A 16,592-nucleotide genomic window follows, 5' to 3' on the forward strand; every position below is an offset into this window, starting at 1 on the left:
TGAGCGCCTTCCTGATCATCGAGCTCACCGTGAAGAAGCCGCTCCTGAACCTGCGTCTGCTGGTCCGCCGCAATTTCGGCTTCGGCATGCTCGCGAATTTCCTGCTGGGAATCGCGCTCTACGGCTCGGTGTTCATCCTGCCGCAATATCTGGCCCGCATCCAGGGCTACAATGCCGAGCAGATCGGCATGGTGCTGGCTTGGACCGGCCTGCCGCAGCTGGTGCTGATCCCGCTGGTCCCGCGGTTGATGCAGAAGCTCGATGCGCGGCTCATCATCGGCGTCGGCTTCGTCCTGTTCGCGGCCTCCAACTTTATGAACATCTACATGACCGGCAACTATGCCGCCGATCAATTGCTCTGGCCCAATGTGGTTCGTGCGATCGGCCAGGCGCTGGTAATGGCGCCGCTGTCTGCGGTGGCGACCTCAGGCATCGAACCGGAGAACGCGGGCTCGGCCTCCGGCCTGTTCAACATGATGCGCAACCTCGGCGGCGCCGTCGGCATCGCGCTGTTGCAGACCCTGCTGACCAAGCGCGAGCAGTATCACTCCAACGTGCTGATGCAGTCAGTCTCGCTGTTCGAGCAGGCGACGCGGACGCGGCTGGAACAGCTCACCCAATACTTCGTCAATCACGGCATTCTCGATCGGGCGGACGCGTTGCATCGCGCCTATGTTGCGATCGGCCATATCGTGCAGAAGCAGGCCTATATCCTCGCCTTCAGCGACACCTTTTATCTGCTCGGCGTGGCCCTGATCGTCGCGCTGATCGCCACCCTCTTCCTGAAGAAGGCCGGCCACGCCTCGGCCGGCGGCGCCCACTGACGTCAACCCAGCCAGCAAGGAGAACGACCATGAAACCCCGCATGAATTTCTACCAGGCCGCACCCGACACGATGAAGGCGCTGATGGCACTGGAAGAGCAGATCCAGTCGACGGGCCTTGAGAAATCGTTGATCGAGCTCGTCAAGATCCGGGCGTCACAGATCAACGGCTGCGCCTTCTGCATCAACATGCACACCGAGGACGCCCGCAAGCGCGGCGAGACCGAGCAGCGCATCTATCTGCTCAACGCCTGGCGCGAATCACCGCTCTACACCGACCGCGAGCGCGCGGCGCTGGCCTGGACGGAATCAGTGACGCTGATCTCCGAGACGCACGCGCCTGATGACGTCTACGAGCAGGTCCGCCCGCAATTCTCCGACGCGGAGACGGTGAACCTGACCATGCTGATCGGCGCCATCAATGCCTGGAACCGAATCGCGATCGCGTTCCGTGCGGTTCATCCGGTGAAGGTGAAGGCATCGGTGGCGTGAGGTGCTGATGTGTGGAGGCCAAACTGCCTCAATACATTCGCCTGTCATGCCCCGGCTTAACCGGGGCATCCAGTACGCCGCGGCTTCTCGAGTCCAGCACTCCCGTCACGGAGTACTGGATCGCCCGGTCAAGCCGGGCGATGACGGCGGTAGGTAGCTTAAACCGCCGTCGCCTTCGCGAACTCCACGTAGATCTCGCGCAGCCGCAGGGCGATCGGGCCGGGCTTGCCGTCGCCGACCTTCTTGCCGTCGATCGCAACCACCGGCTGGACGAACAGCGACGCCGAGGTGGCGAAGGCTTCCTTGGCGGCGAGCGCCTCGGCGACCGTGAAGGAACGCTCTTCGACGCGGAGCTGACGCTCTTCCGCCAGCGCCACCACCGCCTTGCGGGTGCAGCCCGGCAGGATCGCGTTGGAGTTCTTGCGGGTCACGATGACGTCGTCCTGGGTCAGGATGAACGCTGAAGACGAACCGCCTTCGGTGACGTAACCGTCTTCCAGCATCCAGGCTTCGCCCGCACCGGCTTCGGCCGCGGCCTGCTTTGCCAGCACTTGCGCCAGCAATGCTACGCTCTTGATGTCACGCCGCTCCCAGCGGATGTCGGGCACGGTGATCACATTGATGCCGGTCTTGGCCGAGGCGGCGTTGATGATGTCCTTCTCCGACGTGAACATCACCAGGCTCGACTTGACGTCGCCCTTGGGGAAGGCGAAGTCGCGGCCCTTGTCGGCGCCGCGGGTGACCTGGAGATAGACGAGGCCGTTCTCGACCTTGTTGCGTGCAATCAGCTCCTGCTGGATCTCGGTGATGCGCTCGACCGTCTCCGGGAGCCTCAGCTTGATCTCGCCGACCGAGCGCTCCAGCCGCGCCAGATGCGAGGCATTGTCGACCAACTTGCCGTCGAGCACGGCCGAGACCTCATAGATGCCGTCGGCGAACAGGAAGCCGCGATCGAGGACCGAAATTTTGGCGTCCGAAAGCGGGACGAATGAGCCGTTGACATAGGCGATCGGATCCAAGGCAGGTCTCCTGGCGGGAATAGGGATTACCCGCTGGTATAAGGGATTTGTCGGTGCCACGAAACCCTCAACCCGTCATTCCCGACCGGCGCCAGGAGGCACGTCGCGGAATGACAGTGGGATCAATGCGACAGAATCTTCGACAAGAACTTCTGCGCGCGGTCGCTGCGGGGCTTGCCGAAGAAATCGTCCTTCGGGGCGTCCTCGACGATCTCGCCGCGGTCCATGAAGATCACGCGGTTGGCGACCTTGCGGGCAAAGCCCATCTCGTGCGTCACGACCATCATGGTCATGCCCTCATGGGCGAGGTCTACCATGACGTCGAGCACCTCGCTCACCATTTCGGGGTCGAGCGCCGAGGTCGGCTCGTCGAACAGCATGACGATGGGATCCATCGCGAGCGCGCGGGCGATCGCCACGCGCTGCTGCTGGCCGCCGGACAGGTTCGCGGGAAATTTTTGCGCCTGTTCCTTCAGGCCGACCCGCTCCAGCAGCTGCATGCCTTTCGCCACCGCCTTGTCGCGCGACCGGTCGAGCACCTTCTGCTGCGCGAGGCAGAGATTATCAATGATCTTCAGATGCGGAAACAGCTCGAAGTGCTGAAAAACCATGCCGACACGCGCGCGCAGCTTGGGCAGATTGGTCCTGGGGTCGTTGACCTTAGTGCCATCGACGCTGATGTCGCCTTTCTGGAATGGCTCCAGCGCGTTGACGCATTTTATCAGCGTCGACTTGCCTGATCCCGACGGACCGCAGACCACGACCACCTCGCCCTTGGCGACGCTGGTGGTGCAGTCGGTCAGCACCTGGAAGGCCGGGCTGTACCATTTGTCGACGTGGCTGATCTCGATCATGGCAAACTCTATCGAATGATGGCGATGCGCGCCTGCAGGCGGCGAACGCCGAAGGACGCGATACAGGAGATGGTGAAGTAGACGATCGCTGCGAATAGATACATTTCGACCAGACGGCCGTCGCGCTGCGCGACCTTGCTAGCCGCACCGAGGAAATCGGTGATCGACAGCACATAGACCAGTGAGGTGTCCTGGAACAGCACGATGGTCTGCGTGATCAGGACCGGCAGCATGTTGCGGAAGGCCTGCGGCAGAACGACGTAGCGCATGGTCTGGGCGTAGGTCAGGCCGAGCGCGTTGGCTGCGGCCGGCTGGCCGCGCGAGATCGACTGGATGCCGGCACGCATGATCTCGGAGAAGTACGCGGCCTCGAACATGATGAAGGTGATGAGCGAGGACGCGAACGCGCCGACACTGATCGGACGCGACGCGCCAGTTACCCATTGCCCGATATAGGGCACCAGGAAGTAGAACCAGAAGATCACCAGCACCAGCGGCAGCGAGCGCATGAAGTCGACATAGACGCCCGCGATGCGGCCCAGCACCTTGTAGCCGGACAGCCGCATCAGCGCGATCGCCGTGCCGAAGACGAGGCCGCCGAGTGCAGCAAGCCCGGTCAGCATCAGCGTGAACGTCATGCCCTCATAGAATAGATAGGGCAGCGTGCGGATGATGACCCCGAAATCAAAATTGCTGAACATGGCGCTACTTCCCCGTGATGTAGCCGGGGATCGCGACCCAGCGCTCGAGGAAGCGCATCGCGGTCACGACGACGGCGTTGACGAGGAGATAGAGGATGGTCGCAGCGGTGAAGGCCTCGAACACCTGGAACGAGAATTCCTGCATCGAGCGCGCCTGGCCGGTCAGTTCGAGCAAACCAATGGTGATGGCCACAGCCGTGTTCTTGATGGTGTTGAGGAACTCGGACGTCAGCGGCGGCAGGATGATGCGAAAAGCCATCGGCAGCAGGATGTAGCGATAAGCCTGCAGGGTCGTCAGGCCGAGTGCGGTCGCCGCCATCTTCTGCCCGCGCGGCAGCGATCCGATGCCGGCCTGCAACTGCACGGCGACGCGCGCCGACATGAAGAACCCGATGCCAATCGCGGCCGTCCAGAACGGCGCGTTCGGCAGTTGTTTCAGCCACAATCCCGCGGACCTTGGCAACACTTCCGGCAGCACGAAAAACCACAGGAAGAGCTGCACCAGCAGCGGCATATTGCGGAAGAATTCAACATAGGCAAAGCCGAACCAGTACGCTCCCTTCGACGGCAGTGTGCGCATCACGCCGACGATCGATCCGGTGATCAGCGCGATGATCCAGGCGAGCGCACCCGTCTTGAGGGTCAGCACCAGGCCCGACAACAGCATGTCGAGATAGGTGCCGGTCCCCATCGGGTTCGGCTGGAAAAAGATTCCCCAGTTCCAGTTGTAGTTCACGTGTCCCCCGCGCGAACGCGCCAGTCATCGATGTCCTGGCGCCTATGCAAATGTCCGGCCATCCTGGAGTCAAGATGGCCGGACACGATCCCGATCGAAAGATCGAGGTTATAGCTTACTTATAATCGTCCGGGTTTGGCGAGTCCGTCGGCTTGGCAAACTCGTTCTTCAGCTCGGCCGAGATCGGCGTGTTGAGATTGAGGCCCTTCGGCGGGATCTTCTGCGTGAACCACTTGTCGTAGATCTTCTGGCCCTCGCCGGAGGTGTAGAGCGCAGCGGTCGCCGCGTCGACGACCTTCTTGAAGGCCGCGTCGTCCTTGCGCAGCATGATGCCGTAGGGCTCAGGCTTGGAGAACGCGTCCTTGGAGATGACGTAGTCATCGGGCGACTTCGAGCCGGCAACGAGGCTCGCGAGCAGGATATCATCCATCACGAAGGCGACCGCACGGTCGGTCTCGACCATCAGGAAGGCCTCGGCGTGGTCCTTGGCCGGAATGATGTTTGCGCCGAGGCTTTTTGCAACATTGGCCTCGGTGAGCTGTTTGATGTTGGTGGTGCCGGCAGTGGAAACCACCGATTTTCCCTTGAGGTCGTCAATCGCCTTCAGGCCACTCGACTTCTTGAAGACGTAGCGGCTGGCGGTCAAATAATGGGTGTTGGTGAAGGCAACCTGCTTCTGGCGCTCGGCATTGTTGGTGGTCGAGCCGCATTCGAGATCGATGGTGCCGTTCGCCATCAGCGGGATCCGGGTCGCCGAGGTCACCGGATTGAGCTTGACCTCGAGCTTGTCGAGCTTGAGCTCCTTCTTCACGGCGTCGACGATCTTGTAGCAGATGTCCATCGCGTAGCCGATGGGCTTCTGGTTGTCGTCGAGATAAGAGAACGGGATCGAGGAGTCGCGGAAGCCGAGCGTAATGGCGCCGGTGTCCTTGATGTTCTTGAGCGTGCCGGTCAGCTCCTCGGCCCCGGCCTGGCCGACGGCGAAGGTCGCGGCGAGCGCGAGGCCGATGCTACGGAAATGTTTCACGTTTTGGTCCCCTTTCAGGATGATGCCGGCGGGATGCAAGCACAAATTGGGTTGGAATAGAATGTGACTTTTGGCTGGATCGCGGCTCCGGTTAACGGCTCAGGCCGGCGGGCGCGTTAGCGGGCTTGTTAGCGGGCTTGGCAATTCCCCGAGATCCCAGAACAGGCCGGCCATCACCGTCAAGGCCTCTTCGGTCAATGGCAGCAGGATGTGCTCATTGGGCGCATGCTGGGAGCAGCCGGGATAGGAGTGCGGCACCCAGATCGTCGGCAGGCCCAATATCTCGGAAAACACGTCATTGGGCAGCGAGCCGCCGAAATTCGGCAGCACCGCCGGCACTTTGCCGGTGGTCTCCTTCACCGAATTCGCCGCCCATGCGATCCAGGGGCTGTCGAAATCGGTGCGCGATGCCGCGAAGCTCTGTGCGGCCCGCACTTCGACCATCGGAAAACCCCTTTCGACCAGATGCGCACGGACGGCTTCGATCAGGCCGTCGACCTTGGTGCCGACCACGAAGCGCAGTTGCAGCACGGCATTGGCGTGGCCGGGAATGGCGTTGGCCGGCTTCTCGATGTTTCCCGACGACATCGCCAGCACTTCGAGCGTGTTCCAGGCATAGAGCCGCTCGGCCGCCGAAAGACCCTCCTCGCCCCAGTTCTCGGCCAACGCCGGCTCGTCCTCGGTCGGCACCACCTGCACGTCCGCAAGATAGCTGCGGATCTGGTTGGTGAGGCGCGGCGGCTTCAGCGCGTCCAGCTGAAGGCGGCCGTGGCCGTCGACCAGCGTCGAGATCGCGTTGACCAGAATGGTCGCTGGGTTGGCGAGCACACCGCCCCAATTGCCGGAGTGATGGCCGCCGTCGCGAAGGTTCACATCGAGATGAATGCGGATGCCGCCACGGCAGCCGAGGAATAGGGTCGGACGGTCGGCGGACAGGCGCGGCCCGTCGGAGGCCACGAACAGATCGGCCTTGAGCGCATCGCGATTGAGATCGCAGACCTTGCCGAGATCCGGCGAGCCGATCTCCTCGCCCATCTCGAGGATGAACTTGGCGTTGAAGCCGAGCTTGCCGCCGCGGGCCTCGCGCACCGCGCGGAGTGCCGCCATGTTGATGCTGTGCTGGCCCTTGTTGTCGGCGGTGCCGCGACCGTAGAGACGCGTGCCCGAAACCGTGGTGCGCCAGGGATCGCGGCCGTCGCGCCACTCGCCTTCCATCCCGTCAACGACGTCGCCATGGCCGTAGATCAGCACGGTCGGCGCCGTCTCACTTTCGCGGCGTTCGGCGAACAGGAACGGCGCCTTGCCGCTGGGAGATTCGATCATCCGGCTTTCGAAATCGAGCGCGGCAAAAGCGGGCACCATCTCCTGTTCCAGATAGGCGCGCAGCTCGACGCTCCGGTTCGGATTCTGGCTCTCGGTCTGGTAGGCGACGCGGCGGTCGAGTTCGGCGAGGAACGCGCCCGATTCAAAATCGTCACGGGCGCGGGCGATGGCATCGGCTCTGGTCATTATTTTCTTTTTTAGGTTGCGAGGCGAAGGAGCATACCCGATACGGGCAGGCCTCCGAAAGTGGCGGGGACTTCGATAGTCTTGGGATTTCGTTCTTGCTCTCTTGAGATTGGCTTGCCAAGCGCGGCAGCGCCGCTGATTTTGGCCTTGCCAACGTCGCGCTATATGCAAGAACTTCGCCAAGTTCGGGCGCAGCTCTATCATTCGAAGAGCGCCCGGTACAGGGCGCCGGGGGACCATCATGGCCAAGCAGATCAGGCTCAATGCATTTGCGATGAATTGCGTCGCGCACCAATCACCGGGCTTGTGGACCCATCCGCGCGACCGCACTGCCGAATATAACCGCCTGCCCTATTGGATCGATCTTGCCAGAACGCTGGAGCGCGGCCGTTTCGACGGACTGTTCCTGGCCGACGTGCTCGGCGTCTATGACGTCTACGGCAACAGTCCTGACGCAGCCTTGCGCAACGCAGCCCAGTCGCCCTCGAACGATCCGCTGCTGCTGCTGTCGGCAATGGCCGCCGTGACGCAGAATCTCGGCTTCGGCGTCACCAGCAATCTCTCCTTCGAGCCGCCCTATCCGTTCGCGCGGCGGATGTCGACGCTCGATCATCTCACCGAGGGGCGTATCGGCTGGAACGTCGTCACCGGCTATCTCGACAGCGCCGCGCGCGGCGCCGGCAAGGACAAGCAGATCGGGCACGACGACCGCTACGAGATCGCGGACGAATATATGGAGGTCGTCTACAAGCTCTGGGAAGGGAGTTGGGAGGACGACGCCGTGCTGCGCGACCGCACGCGCGGCATCTTCACCGATCCCACAAAGGTCCATCGCGTCAACCACGAGGGCGCGAACTACCGCATCAACAACACCATCCACCTGAGCGAACCGTCGCCGCAGCGGACGCCCGTGCTGTATCAGGCCGGCACCTCGCCGCGCGGACGGCAGTTCGCGGCACGGCACGCCGAATGCGTGTTCATGTCGGGGCCGTCAGCCAAGGTGATCGCGCCGCGCGTATCGGCGATCCGTCAGGAGGCCGCCGCGTTCGGCCGCAATCCGGCGGAAATCCTGATGTTCTCGATGATGACGATCATCCTCGGGCGGACGGAAGCCGAAGCGAACGAAAAATATGCCGACTATCGCCGCCACATCAGCCCGGAAGGCGCGCTGGCGCTGATGTCGGGATGGACCGGAATCGACTTCTCCGGCTACGAGCTCGATCAGCAGGTGCGCCATGTTCAGAACGATGCCGGCCGCAGCGCACTCGATAACGTCACCCGCGCCGATCCCGATCGCGTCTGGACCGTGCGCGACGTCATCGAGCATGTCGGCGTCGGCGGCGCAGGTCCCGTCGTGGTCGGCACGCCGGAAATGGTCGCGGACAAGATCGAGGCGTGGTTCGAGGCGACCGATGTCGACGGCCTCAACGTCGCCTTCGCGATCTCACCCGGCGATTTCGAGGACATCGCCGACATGCTGGTGCCGGAGCTGACGCGACGCGGGCGGTACAAGGCGGAGTACGCGCAGGGCACGCTACGCGAGAAGCTGTTCGGCGAGGGGCGGGCGCGGCTAGGTGCGCCGCATCCGGCGGCAGGGTTCAGAGTGGGGAGAAAGGGGTAGCGCCGCTAGGTACGCTGTCATGCCCCGGCTTGACCGGGACATCCAGTACGCCGCAGCGTCTCGACTCAATCACCGCCGGCTCTGGAATACTGGATCAGCCGCCTTCGCGGGTGATCACGACTGATAATGTGGCGGCACCAATGCCGCAGGTGACGCTGCCCTACAGCTTCCCGTCCACCATCACCTCGATCAGTTTCGTCCCCGGCCGGCCAAACGCCGACGCCAGCGTCGCCTTCAACTCTCGGGGATCGCTGACTTTGATTGCCTCACATCCCAGCGCCTTAGCCACGCCCGCGAAATCCACCGGCGGATCGACAAAATCCATGCCGACGTAATTGTCGTCGCCGTGGAAGGCGAGCAGGCGCTGCTTGATGATGCGGTAGCCGCCATTGTTGGCAATGACCACATTGAGCGGCAGCTTGTGATGCGCCGCTGTCCACAGCGACTGGATCGAATACATCGCGCTGCCGTCGCCGGAGAAGCAGACCACCGGGCGATCGGGATTGGCGATGCTGGCGCCGACGGAGGCCGGCAGGCCCCAGCCGATGCCGCCGGAGGCAAGGCCGTGATAGCCGAAGCGATCGCGGTGCGCACGCAAGGCCGTGATCTGGCGGCTCGAGGTGAGGCCTTCGTCCACGAGGATGGCATTAGCGGGCATGGCCTCGACCATTTGCAGCACCAGCCAGTCCGGATCGATGGGGCTGCGGTCCGCGGCCTTGCCGATCTGCTCGACCAGCGCGGTGCGCCGCGCGGTCCAGTTCCTCGGCGCGAGTTCGGTCAGCCGTTGCTTCGCGCGGCTCGCCAGGGCAGCGCCGCCCATCTCCTTCAACACCGGGATCAGCGCGCGCAGCGTTTCCTTCAAATCCGCCTTCAGCGCGATCTCAGCCCCGTAGTTCTTGGCGATCTCCCAATCGCCGAGGCCGATCTGCACGATGCCAAGGCCCTCCGGCAGCGCGTCGACCTCGCTGTAGACCGACATCCGCAAGGGATCGCCGCCGAGCGCGATCAAGAGGTCGAAGGGCGCAAGCGTGTCGCGCGCGACTTTCTGGACACGTGCCAGCGTGCCGACGAAGCTCGGGCTCTCCGAGAGGAAGTGCGAGCCATAGGGCGTCGAGGATTGGTAGGCAGCCGCGCCGAGTAGTTCTGCGAGTTCGGCGGCCTCCATCAGCGCATCGCTCTTGACCACTTCGTCCATGGTGACGATCACGGGACGCTCGGCCCTGAGCAGTCGGGCGGCGAACGCCTTCAGTGCCTCATCCGATGGTCTTGTGCGAGCGTCAATGCGGGTGGAGCGACCGAGATCGATCCCTGCCTCGCTGTTGAGGATATCGCCGGGCAATGAAATGAACACCGGCCCGGTCGGCGGGGTGGTTGCGACTTTTGCGGCGCGGCGCACGATGCGCGGCAGATCCTCGAGCCGCGTCACCTCGACCGCCCATTTCACCAGCGGCTCGGCCATGCGCACCAGCGGCCCATACAGCACCGGCTCCATCAGTCCGTGGCCCTGCTCCTGCTGGCCCGCGGTCAGGATCATCGGCGTGCCCGTGAACTGGGCGTTGTAGAGCGAGCCCATCGCGTTGCCGAGGCCGGGCGCGACATGGACGTTGCAGGCGACCAGCTTTCCGGAGGCGCGGCTATAGCCATCCGCGATCGCCACCACCAGGCTCTCCTGCATCGCCATCACATAGGCGAGGTCAGGGTGATCCTTCAGCGCATGCATGATCGGCAGCTCGGTGGTGCCGGGATTGCCGAACAGATGCGTGATGCCCTCGTCCTTGAGCAACGCGAGAAAGGCGGAGCGGCCGGTGATCTTGTTCTTCATGTTTCCTCCAGAGGCGGACGTTGCCGCAAGGCAAAAAGCATGATGGCCGAAATCGCGGGAGGCGCGCAAGGAAGCGCGGTCATGGCTGCGTTGCGTGGGACAGCGCTACATCTCCTCGCGCCCCAACTCGAACGGATCCTCGCCGCTCGCCCGCTTCTTTTTTTTCGAGCGCTGCCAGACCACACCGGGAAAGCCTTTCAGCGGCACCAGCGGCTCGCCGGTATAGGTCCATTCCTGCAGCTCTTCGATCGCGATGTGATAGAGCGGCTGGCGGCCGGTGCGTTCCCTAAACAGCGCACGGGGGATGTTGACCATATGCGGCCCGCGCGGGCGCTCATATGCGATCGGCGTGCCGCAATGCGCGCAGAAGCTGCGCGCGGTCTTCGTTGCCTTGTCCTCGTAGCGCGTCAGCGCCGTCTTACCTGCGGTGATGCGAAACCGCTTCTTCCAGCTTCCGACATAGGTTGCATAGGCGGCGCCGTGGGCGCGACGGCTGGCGGCGGAGTGATCGTGCCAGGCCCAGCGTGCGGGAACGTCGATCTCGAAGGTAACCCTGCCGCAGAGGCACTGGCCGGTGGCTATACCTGCGGCGGCTGCGGCTTTGGCCATTGTCTCTCCTCTCGTCATTGCGAGCGCAGCGAAGCAATTCAGAGTCTTGCCGCCGAGGCAGTCTGGATTGCTTCGCTGCGCTCGCAATGACGGAGTTCGTGGTGTCAGTCGGGGCAACACAATAACTCTGTAGCCCGGATGAGCGAAGCGACATCCGGGAAGACCAGAGCTTGAGTGAACCCCGGATATCGCTTTGCTCATCCGGGCTACAGCAGTGTCAGACCGGCGTCAGTTCGTCGTACGCGGGATAATCCGTATAACCCTTCTCCTCGCCACCGTAAAACGTCGCACGGTTATACGGCGTGAGAGGGTAATCGTGCTGCAGGCGGAGCGGCAGATCGGGGTTGGAGATGAAGATGCGGCCGAAGGCGATGATGTCAGCATGCCCCTCCGCAATGGCGGCGTTCGCGGTCTCGCCGGTAAATCCGCCGGCGGTCATCAGCACGCCGCTGTAGAGCGGGCGGAACAGCAGCATCGCCGACGGCACGTTCTGCCAGTTGACTTCGGCGCGCCCCGAGCCGCTGGAGCGCGGTTCGATGAAATGCAGATAGGCAAGACCGAGCTTGTCGAGCGCGTTGACCACGTGCGTGTAGAGCGGCATCGGATCGGGCTCGCCGGAATCATTGGCGATGCCGTGGGGCGACAGCCGCACGCCGACGCGGCCCGCGCCCCAGACGTCGATCGCGGCCTCGGTCACTTCGAGCAGAAGCCGCGCGCGGTTCTCGATCGAACCGCCATATTGATCGGTGCGCTGGTTGCTGCGTGATTGCAGGAATTGCTCGAGCAGATAGCCGTTGGCGCCGTGGATCTCGACCCCGTCGAAGCCGGCGGCCAGCGCGTTCTTCGCACCCTGCCTGAAGGCCTCGACGATGCCCTTGACTTCATCCGTGTCCAGCGCGCGCGGCGTCTCATAGTTGGAGATCTTGCCGTCGGCAGTCATCGCCTTCATGCCTTCGGCCTTGATCGGGATCGCGGAGGCCGAGACCGGCAGCTCCCCGCCGTGGAAGGAGGAATGCGAGACGCGGCCGACGTGCCAGAGCTGGAGAAAGATGATGCCGCCCTTGGCGTGCACGGCGTCGACCACCTTGCGCCAGCCCGCGATCTGCGTCTCCGAATAGATGCCGGGCGTCGCTGGATTACCGCGGCCGTGCGAGAGCACGGGCGAGGCCTCGGCGATGAGCAGGCCGCCTTGGGTGGCGCGCTGGCCGTAATATTCGGCGTTGAGCGGCCGCGGCGAAAAGCTCTCGCGCTCGGCCCTCATGCGCGTCAACGGCGCCATCGCGACGCGATGCGCGAGCGTGTACGGACCGACCTGCAACGGTTGAAACAACGCCTCGAATTTCATGCTGGCCTCTAATGGCGAAGGAAGGATGCGCATCATATAGCGAGGGGCGGCTACCGAGAGAAGGCGCCGCCCCTGCAAAAGCAGATATTCCCTCCCGCGGAACGCGGGAAAGACCAGTGTTACGCCGTCTTGATCCACACCGCCTTCACGTTGAGATATTCCTCGACGTGCTGCTTGCCGGATTCGCGGCCGTAGCCGCTCATCTTGTAGCCGCCGAAGGGCACGGCCGGGTCCATCGCCTGGTAGCAGTTCACCCACACCGAACCGGCACGGAGCCTCTTCGCGACCGCATGCGCCTTGCTGACGTCCCGCGTCCACAGGCCCGAGCCGAGACCGAACGTGGTGGCGTTGGCGCGCTTGACCAGCTCGTCCATGTCCTTGAACGCGATCGCCGAAATGACGGGACCAAAGATCTCCTCCTGCGCGATGCGCATATTGTCCTGGACGCCCGCGAACACTGTCGGCGAGACGAAGAAGCCTTTTGCAAGCGCGCCTTCGGTGACGCGGCCACCGCCGGCAAGCGCCCGCGCGCCTTCCTTTTGGCCGATGTCGAGATAGCTGGTGACGCGCTCGAGCTGTTGCTCGGACACCAGCGGTCCGATCTGGGTGTTGGGATCGAGGCCGTTGCCGACCTGCAGTTTCTTGCCGAACTCGGCCACGCGGCCGACGAACTCCTCATAGATCGACTGCTCGACGAAAAGCCGGGTGCCGGCGCTGCAGATCTGTCCCGAATTGGCGAACACCGCCATCGCAGCGCCCGGCACGGCCGCATCGAGATCGGCATCCGCGAACACGATGTCCGGCGACTTGCCGCCGAGCTCGAGCGAGACGCGCTTGAGGTTGCCGGCCGAGGCGCGGATGATCGACTGGCCCGTGACATGCGAGCCGGTGAAGGCAACCTTGTCGACGTCGTGGTGTGCGGCAAGCGCCGCGCCCGCAGTCTCGCCATAGCCAGGCACGACGTTGATGACGCCGGGCGGAACGCCCGCTTCCATCGCCAGCTCGGCGATGCGCAGCGAGGTCAGCGGCGCTTCTTCGGCCGGTTTGAGCACGACGGTGCAGCCGGTCGCGATCGCCGGACCGATCTTCCAGATCGTCGCAGTCAGCGGACCATTCCAGGGAATGATGGCGCCGACGACGCCGATCGGCTCCTTCAGCGTGTAGGAGAAGATTTCGCCGGGCAGCGAGTTCTCGATGGTCTCGCCATGGATCGCGGTGGTCTGGCCGGCATAATAGCGCAGCATGCCGACGGCGCGCAGGCGATAGGCACGGGTACGGCTGAGCGGCGCGCCCATGTCGAGCGTGTCGAGCTGCGACAATTCGTCGAAATTCTTCTCGACGAGGTCGGCAAGCTTCAGGAGCAGATTCTGCCGCTCGAACGGCTTGACCTTGCTCCAGGGCCCTTCGAAGGCGCGGCGAGCGGCAGCAACTGCGCGATCGATATCTTCCTTGTCGCCCTCGGCCACTGTTGCGAGCAGTTCGCCGGTCGCGGGGTTGTGGGTCTCGAAGCGCTTGCCTGAGGCAGCATCGACCCACTTCCCGTCGATCAGCATCTGCTTGTAGGATCCGTTGGCGAATGGATGGCGCGTGATCGGAATAGCCTGCGACACAGCCATGGCTGAACTCCCTGTCAATGATTGATTGGTTCGATCTGGGTGGGATCGTTGATCGATAGAATACTGCGATGCCGGACAGGCGTAAAGTAGAGGCGTAGAGTCGGCGCGGAACGAACACCTCCCATGCCGACTTGTGCGGGGTCGCGCGAGTGCCATGTTATAGCACGACCGAGCCCCTCCCCGGAGACCGATCCATGCCACATCCCGCGATCATCAAAGACAATGTTGCCGTGATCACCGGTGGCGCGTCCGGCATCGGATTCGCCGCCGCCGCAGCCTTCGCGCGAAACGGCGTGAAGGTGTGTATCGCCGATGTGGATCAGGCGCGGCTGGCGGACGCCGCGACAAGACTCTCATCCCTCACGTCCGCCGCACATGTGATGACCTTCGCGATTGACGTCAGCAAGGCCGAGAGCGTGATGGAACTGGAGCGCGCCGTCCACGAGCGCTTCGGCGGCACCGACATCCTCATGAACAATGCGGGCATCCAGCCCGGCAGCACGCTGTTCGGCGAACCCAACAACTGGCAGCGCATCATCGGCGTCAACATGTGGGGCATCATCAACGGCTCGCGCACCTTCGCGCCCAACATGATCGCGCGCGGCAGCGCGGGGCTCATCATCAACACCGGGTCGAAGCAGGGCATCACCACCCCGCCCGGCGATCCCGCCTACAACGTCTCCAAGGCAGGCGTGAAAGCTTTTACGGAAGCGCTCCAGCACGAGCTGCGCAACACTGCGGGTTGCCGCATCACCGCGCATCTGCTGATTCCCGGCTTCGTCTTTACGGGCCTTACCGCGAAGGGCCGCACAGAGAAGCCGGCCGGCGCCTGGACGGCCGAGCAGACCGTGAATTTCATGTTGGCGCGGCTGGAGGCCGGGGATTTCTACATTCTGTGCCCGGACAACGATGTCCCGCGCGCGCTCGATGAAAAGCGCATGCTGTGGGCCGCCGGCGACATCGTGGAGAACCGCCCGCCGCTGTCACGCTGGCACCCGGACCATGCGGATGCATTCGCGAAGTTCGTGAAGGGGGATTAGGCGTTTTTCCTTCTCCCCTTGTGGGAGAAGGTGGCGCGAAGCGCCGGATGAGGGGTTGCATCCGCAAATTCAGGAGCAGTGTCTCTCGCAGAGAGAAACCCCTCGCCCGTCTCGCCGCTATGCGGCGAGCCACCCTCTCCCACAGGGGGAGAGGGCGAAGAAACCTACAGCGTCTCTTGCTGATGCCCGCAATTCTTGCAGGCGAACTTGATGCGGGTCTGGCCCTTTGGCGCCTGCACACGGTTCGGGGCGCCGCATTTACCACAGACGGCCTCGATGCGAGTATCGCCCTGCTTGACGACGACGGTTTTCTTTTCCATCGATTCGCGGATCAGGCGCTCGGCCTCCTCACGCAGTGATTGTTTCGACAAAGCTCGTCTCCGCCATAAATGCGGGCGAGGCTTATCCCACCTGCGGCGAAATCACAATCCGAAACGGCTGCTCAGACCTCGACAATCACGTAGCTGTCCTCGACATGCACCGGAAAGGTCTCGGCAACATACGGGCCTTTCTGGAGTTCCTCGCCTCGCTCCACCGCGACCGGATATGACTTAATCTTGACGCGCTTCGGGTCGAACCAGGATTGGCCGTTGCGCATGTCGAACTCCCAGCCATGCCAGGGACAGCGCAGCATCTCGCCGACGCGCGAGCGCTGATAGATGCCGGGCTCGGGCGAGGTCAGTCGCGCGACACAGGCCGCTTTCTCCAGCGGCGCGCCTTCGTGCGGGCAGCGGTTCAGCAAAGCGAAGAACTCGCCATTGACGTGGAACACGACAATGTCGCGGCCGGACATCGACGACCTTGTTGCCACCGGGTGGGATCTCCGAGGTGGACGCGACGATGTGACGGGCCATCCGTGCAGACCTTCTCAGAACTTGTAGACCGCGCGGGCATTGGTGCTGAAGATCTTCCTTCGCTCGGCCTCCGTCAGTGGCGTCTTGAACGCAAAGCGCGGATCGTCGAAATCCCAGTGCGGATAGTCCGACGAGAACAGGAGACGGTCGATGCCGACCCATTCGATCAACGAGCGCAGGTGCCGGGCTTCGTCAGGTTCGTCGATCGGTTGCGTCGTGAACCAGAAATGCTCGCGGACATATTCCGACGGCTTGCCTTGAGATGCGGCACCTCGCTGCGAAACCGCTCAAAATGCTGGTCCATTCGCCACACCGCGGACGGGATCCAGCCGAAGCCGCCCTCGATAAAGACAAACTTCAATTTCGGAAAACGCTCCGGCACACCCTCGATCACGAGGCTGGCAAGCTGCGCCGCAATGGTGTGCGCGTTGGACTGGTGCTCCTCGACATAATAGGACGGCCAGCCGCCACCGGTCGGCGCATGCCCGCCATAGCCGCCGACATGGATGCCGAGCGGCAGGGCC

At 63.4% G+C, this 16,592-nt stretch carries 15 protein-coding genes and 2 pseudogenes; 4 read left to right on the forward strand and 13 right to left on the reverse strand.

The genetic code is table 11. The features are described from left to right. Positions 1 to 824, forward strand: an 824-nt coding sequence (locus IVB32_RS07845; protein WP_247410075.1) for an MFS transporter, incomplete at its 5' end; no start/stop codon positions are given. Positions 825 to 853: 29 nt separating this feature from the next. Then, positions 854 to 1,315 carry a carboxymuconolactone decarboxylase family protein gene (locus IVB32_RS07850; protein ID WP_026232523.1) on the forward strand — a complete coding sequence of 154 codons (462 nt, stop codon included), beginning with the start codon at positions 854 to 856 and terminating at the stop codon, positions 1,313 to 1,315. 158 nt (positions 1,316 to 1,473) lie between these two features. Here IVB32_RS07850 and IVB32_RS07855 read toward each other — a convergent pair whose 3' ends face one another. From IVB32_RS07855 to IVB32_RS07880, 6 genes are all read right to left on the reverse strand, one after another. Continuing rightward, positions 1,474 to 2,334 carry a D-amino-acid transaminase gene (locus IVB32_RS07855; RefSeq protein WP_247369065.1) on the reverse strand — a complete coding sequence of 287 codons (861 nt, stop codon included), beginning with the start codon at positions 2,332 to 2,334 and terminating at the stop codon, positions 1,474 to 1,476. A 122-nt stretch (positions 2,335 to 2,456) separates the two neighbouring features. Continuing rightward, positions 2,457 to 3,188, reverse strand: coding sequence for an amino acid ABC transporter ATP-binding protein (locus IVB32_RS07860; RefSeq protein WP_018453383.1), 732 nt, complete (start codon positions 3,186 to 3,188; stop codon positions 2,457 to 2,459). An 8-nt stretch (positions 3,189 to 3,196) separates the two neighbouring features. Further along, entirely contained in the window at positions 3,197 to 3,889 is a 693-nt protein-coding gene (locus IVB32_RS07865) for an ABC transporter permease subunit (RefSeq protein WP_018453382.1), read from the reverse strand. Between the two features lie 4 nt (positions 3,890 to 3,893). Next, the gene (locus IVB32_RS07870; protein ID WP_026232522.1) at positions 3,894 to 4,625 is read right to left on the reverse strand and encodes an amino acid ABC transporter permease; all 732 of its coding nucleotides are present in this window, start codon (positions 4,623 to 4,625) and stop codon (positions 3,894 to 3,896) included. A gap of 115 nt (positions 4,626 to 4,740) precedes the next feature. Beyond that, positions 4,741 to 5,652: an amino acid ABC transporter substrate-binding protein gene (locus IVB32_RS07875; RefSeq protein ID WP_026232521.1), complete on the reverse strand. Its 912-nt coding sequence runs from the start codon at positions 5,650 to 5,652 to the stop codon at positions 4,741 to 4,743. A gap of 99 nt (positions 5,653 to 5,751) precedes the next feature. Then, on the reverse strand, positions 5,752 to 7,161 hold the full coding sequence (locus IVB32_RS07880; RefSeq protein ID WP_018453379.1) for a M20 family metallopeptidase: 1,410 nt from the start codon (positions 7,159 to 7,161) through the stop codon (positions 5,752 to 5,754). A 241-nt stretch (positions 7,162 to 7,402) separates the two neighbouring features. Between IVB32_RS07880 and IVB32_RS07885 the strand changes: the two genes are divergently transcribed. Then, the gene (locus IVB32_RS07885; RefSeq protein WP_018453378.1) at positions 7,403 to 8,782 is read left to right on the forward strand and encodes an LLM class flavin-dependent oxidoreductase; all 1,380 of its coding nucleotides are present in this window, start codon (positions 7,403 to 7,405) and stop codon (positions 8,780 to 8,782) included. A gap of 160 nt (positions 8,783 to 8,942) precedes the next feature. On the opposite strand, the gene IVB32_RS07890 is transcribed toward IVB32_RS07885, so the two are convergent. The 4 genes from IVB32_RS07890 to IVB32_RS07905 all read right to left on the reverse strand — a co-directional run bounded on the left by IVB32_RS07890 (position 8,943) and on the right by IVB32_RS07905 (position 14,174). Next, on the reverse strand, positions 8,943 to 10,604 hold the full coding sequence (locus tag IVB32_RS07890; RefSeq protein WP_018453377.1) for a thiamine pyrophosphate-binding protein: 1,662 nt from the start codon (positions 10,602 to 10,604) through the stop codon (positions 8,943 to 8,945). Positions 10,605 to 10,709: 105 nt separating this feature from the next. Further along, a complete protein-coding gene (locus IVB32_RS07895) occupies positions 10,710 to 11,213 on the reverse strand; it encodes a GFA family protein (RefSeq protein ID WP_018453376.1) in 504 nt (167 codons plus the stop codon). A 217-nt stretch (positions 11,214 to 11,430) separates the two neighbouring features. Then, positions 11,431 to 12,558, reverse strand: a complete 1,128-nt coding sequence (locus IVB32_RS07900; RefSeq protein WP_026232520.1) for an alkene reductase — start codon at positions 12,556 to 12,558, stop codon at positions 11,431 to 11,433. Between the two features lie 119 nt (positions 12,559 to 12,677). Next, on the reverse strand, positions 12,678 to 14,174 hold the full coding sequence (locus IVB32_RS07905; RefSeq protein ID WP_247299325.1) for an aldehyde dehydrogenase family protein: 1,497 nt from the start codon (positions 14,172 to 14,174) through the stop codon (positions 12,678 to 12,680). A gap of 194 nt (positions 14,175 to 14,368) precedes the next feature. On the opposite strand from IVB32_RS07905, the gene IVB32_RS07910 reads away from it, so the two are divergent. Next, on the forward strand, positions 14,369 to 15,214 hold the full coding sequence (locus IVB32_RS07910; protein ID WP_018453373.1) for an SDR family NAD(P)-dependent oxidoreductase: 846 nt from the start codon (positions 14,369 to 14,371) through the stop codon (positions 15,212 to 15,214). A 164-nt stretch (positions 15,215 to 15,378) separates the two neighbouring features. Here IVB32_RS07910 and IVB32_RS07915 read toward each other — a convergent pair whose 3' ends face one another. The 3 genes and pseudogenes from IVB32_RS07915 to IVB32_RS07925 all read right to left on the reverse strand — a co-directional run. Beyond that, the gene (locus tag IVB32_RS07915) at positions 15,379 to 15,585 is read right to left on the reverse strand and encodes a hypothetical protein (protein WP_007615092.1); all 207 of its coding nucleotides are present in this window, start codon (positions 15,583 to 15,585) and stop codon (positions 15,379 to 15,381) included. 71 nt (positions 15,586 to 15,656) lie between these two features. Further along, positions 15,657 to 16,068: pseudogene (locus IVB32_RS07920) on the reverse strand (Rieske (2Fe-2S) protein). 14 nt (positions 16,069 to 16,082) lie between these two features. Continuing rightward, positions 16,083 to 16,592, reverse strand: a pseudogene (locus IVB32_RS07925) (amidohydrolase family protein); the annotation flags it as partial.

Source organism: Bradyrhizobium sp. 23 (assembly GCF_023073295.1).
In the GTDB taxonomy this organism is placed as follows: Bacteria; Pseudomonadota; Alphaproteobacteria; order Rhizobiales; family Xanthobacteraceae; genus Bradyrhizobium; species Bradyrhizobium canariense_D.

What these genes read in the sequence shown, in the direction of transcription:
- IVB32_RS07850 (WP_026232523.1), top strand. Translation starts at nt 854, where the DNA reads ATGAAACCCCGCATGAATTTCTACCAGGCCGCACCCGACACGATGAAG.
- IVB32_RS07860 (WP_018453383.1), bottom strand. Translation starts at nt 3,188, where the DNA reads ATGATCGAGATCAGCCACGTCGACAAATGGTACAGCCCGGCCTTCCAG.
- IVB32_RS07865 (WP_018453382.1), bottom strand. Translation starts at nt 3,889, where the DNA reads ATGTTCAGCAATTTTGATTTCGGGGTCATCATCCGCACGCTGCCCTAT.
- IVB32_RS07880 (WP_018453379.1), bottom strand. Translation starts at nt 7,161, where the DNA reads ATGACCAGAGCCGATGCCATCGCCCGCGCCCGTGACGATTTTGAATCG.
- IVB32_RS07885 (WP_018453378.1), top strand. Translation starts at nt 7,403, where the DNA reads ATGGCCAAGCAGATCAGGCTCAATGCATTTGCGATGAATTGCGTCGCG.
- IVB32_RS07890 (WP_018453377.1), bottom strand. Translation starts at nt 10,604, where the DNA reads ATGAAGAACAAGATCACCGGCCGCTCCGCCTTTCTCGCGTTGCTCAAG.
- IVB32_RS07895 (WP_018453376.1), bottom strand. Translation starts at nt 11,213, where the DNA reads ATGGCCAAAGCCGCAGCCGCCGCAGGTATAGCCACCGGCCAGTGCCTC.
- IVB32_RS07900 (WP_026232520.1), bottom strand. Translation starts at nt 12,558, where the DNA reads ATGAAATTCGAGGCGTTGTTTCAACCGTTGCAGGTCGGTCCGTACACG.
- IVB32_RS07905 (WP_247299325.1), bottom strand. Translation starts at nt 14,174, where the DNA reads ATGGCTGTGTCGCAGGCTATTCCGATCACGCGCCATCCATTCGCCAAC.
- IVB32_RS07910 (WP_018453373.1), top strand. Translation starts at nt 14,369, where the DNA reads ATGCCACATCCCGCGATCATCAAAGACAATGTTGCCGTGATCACCGGT.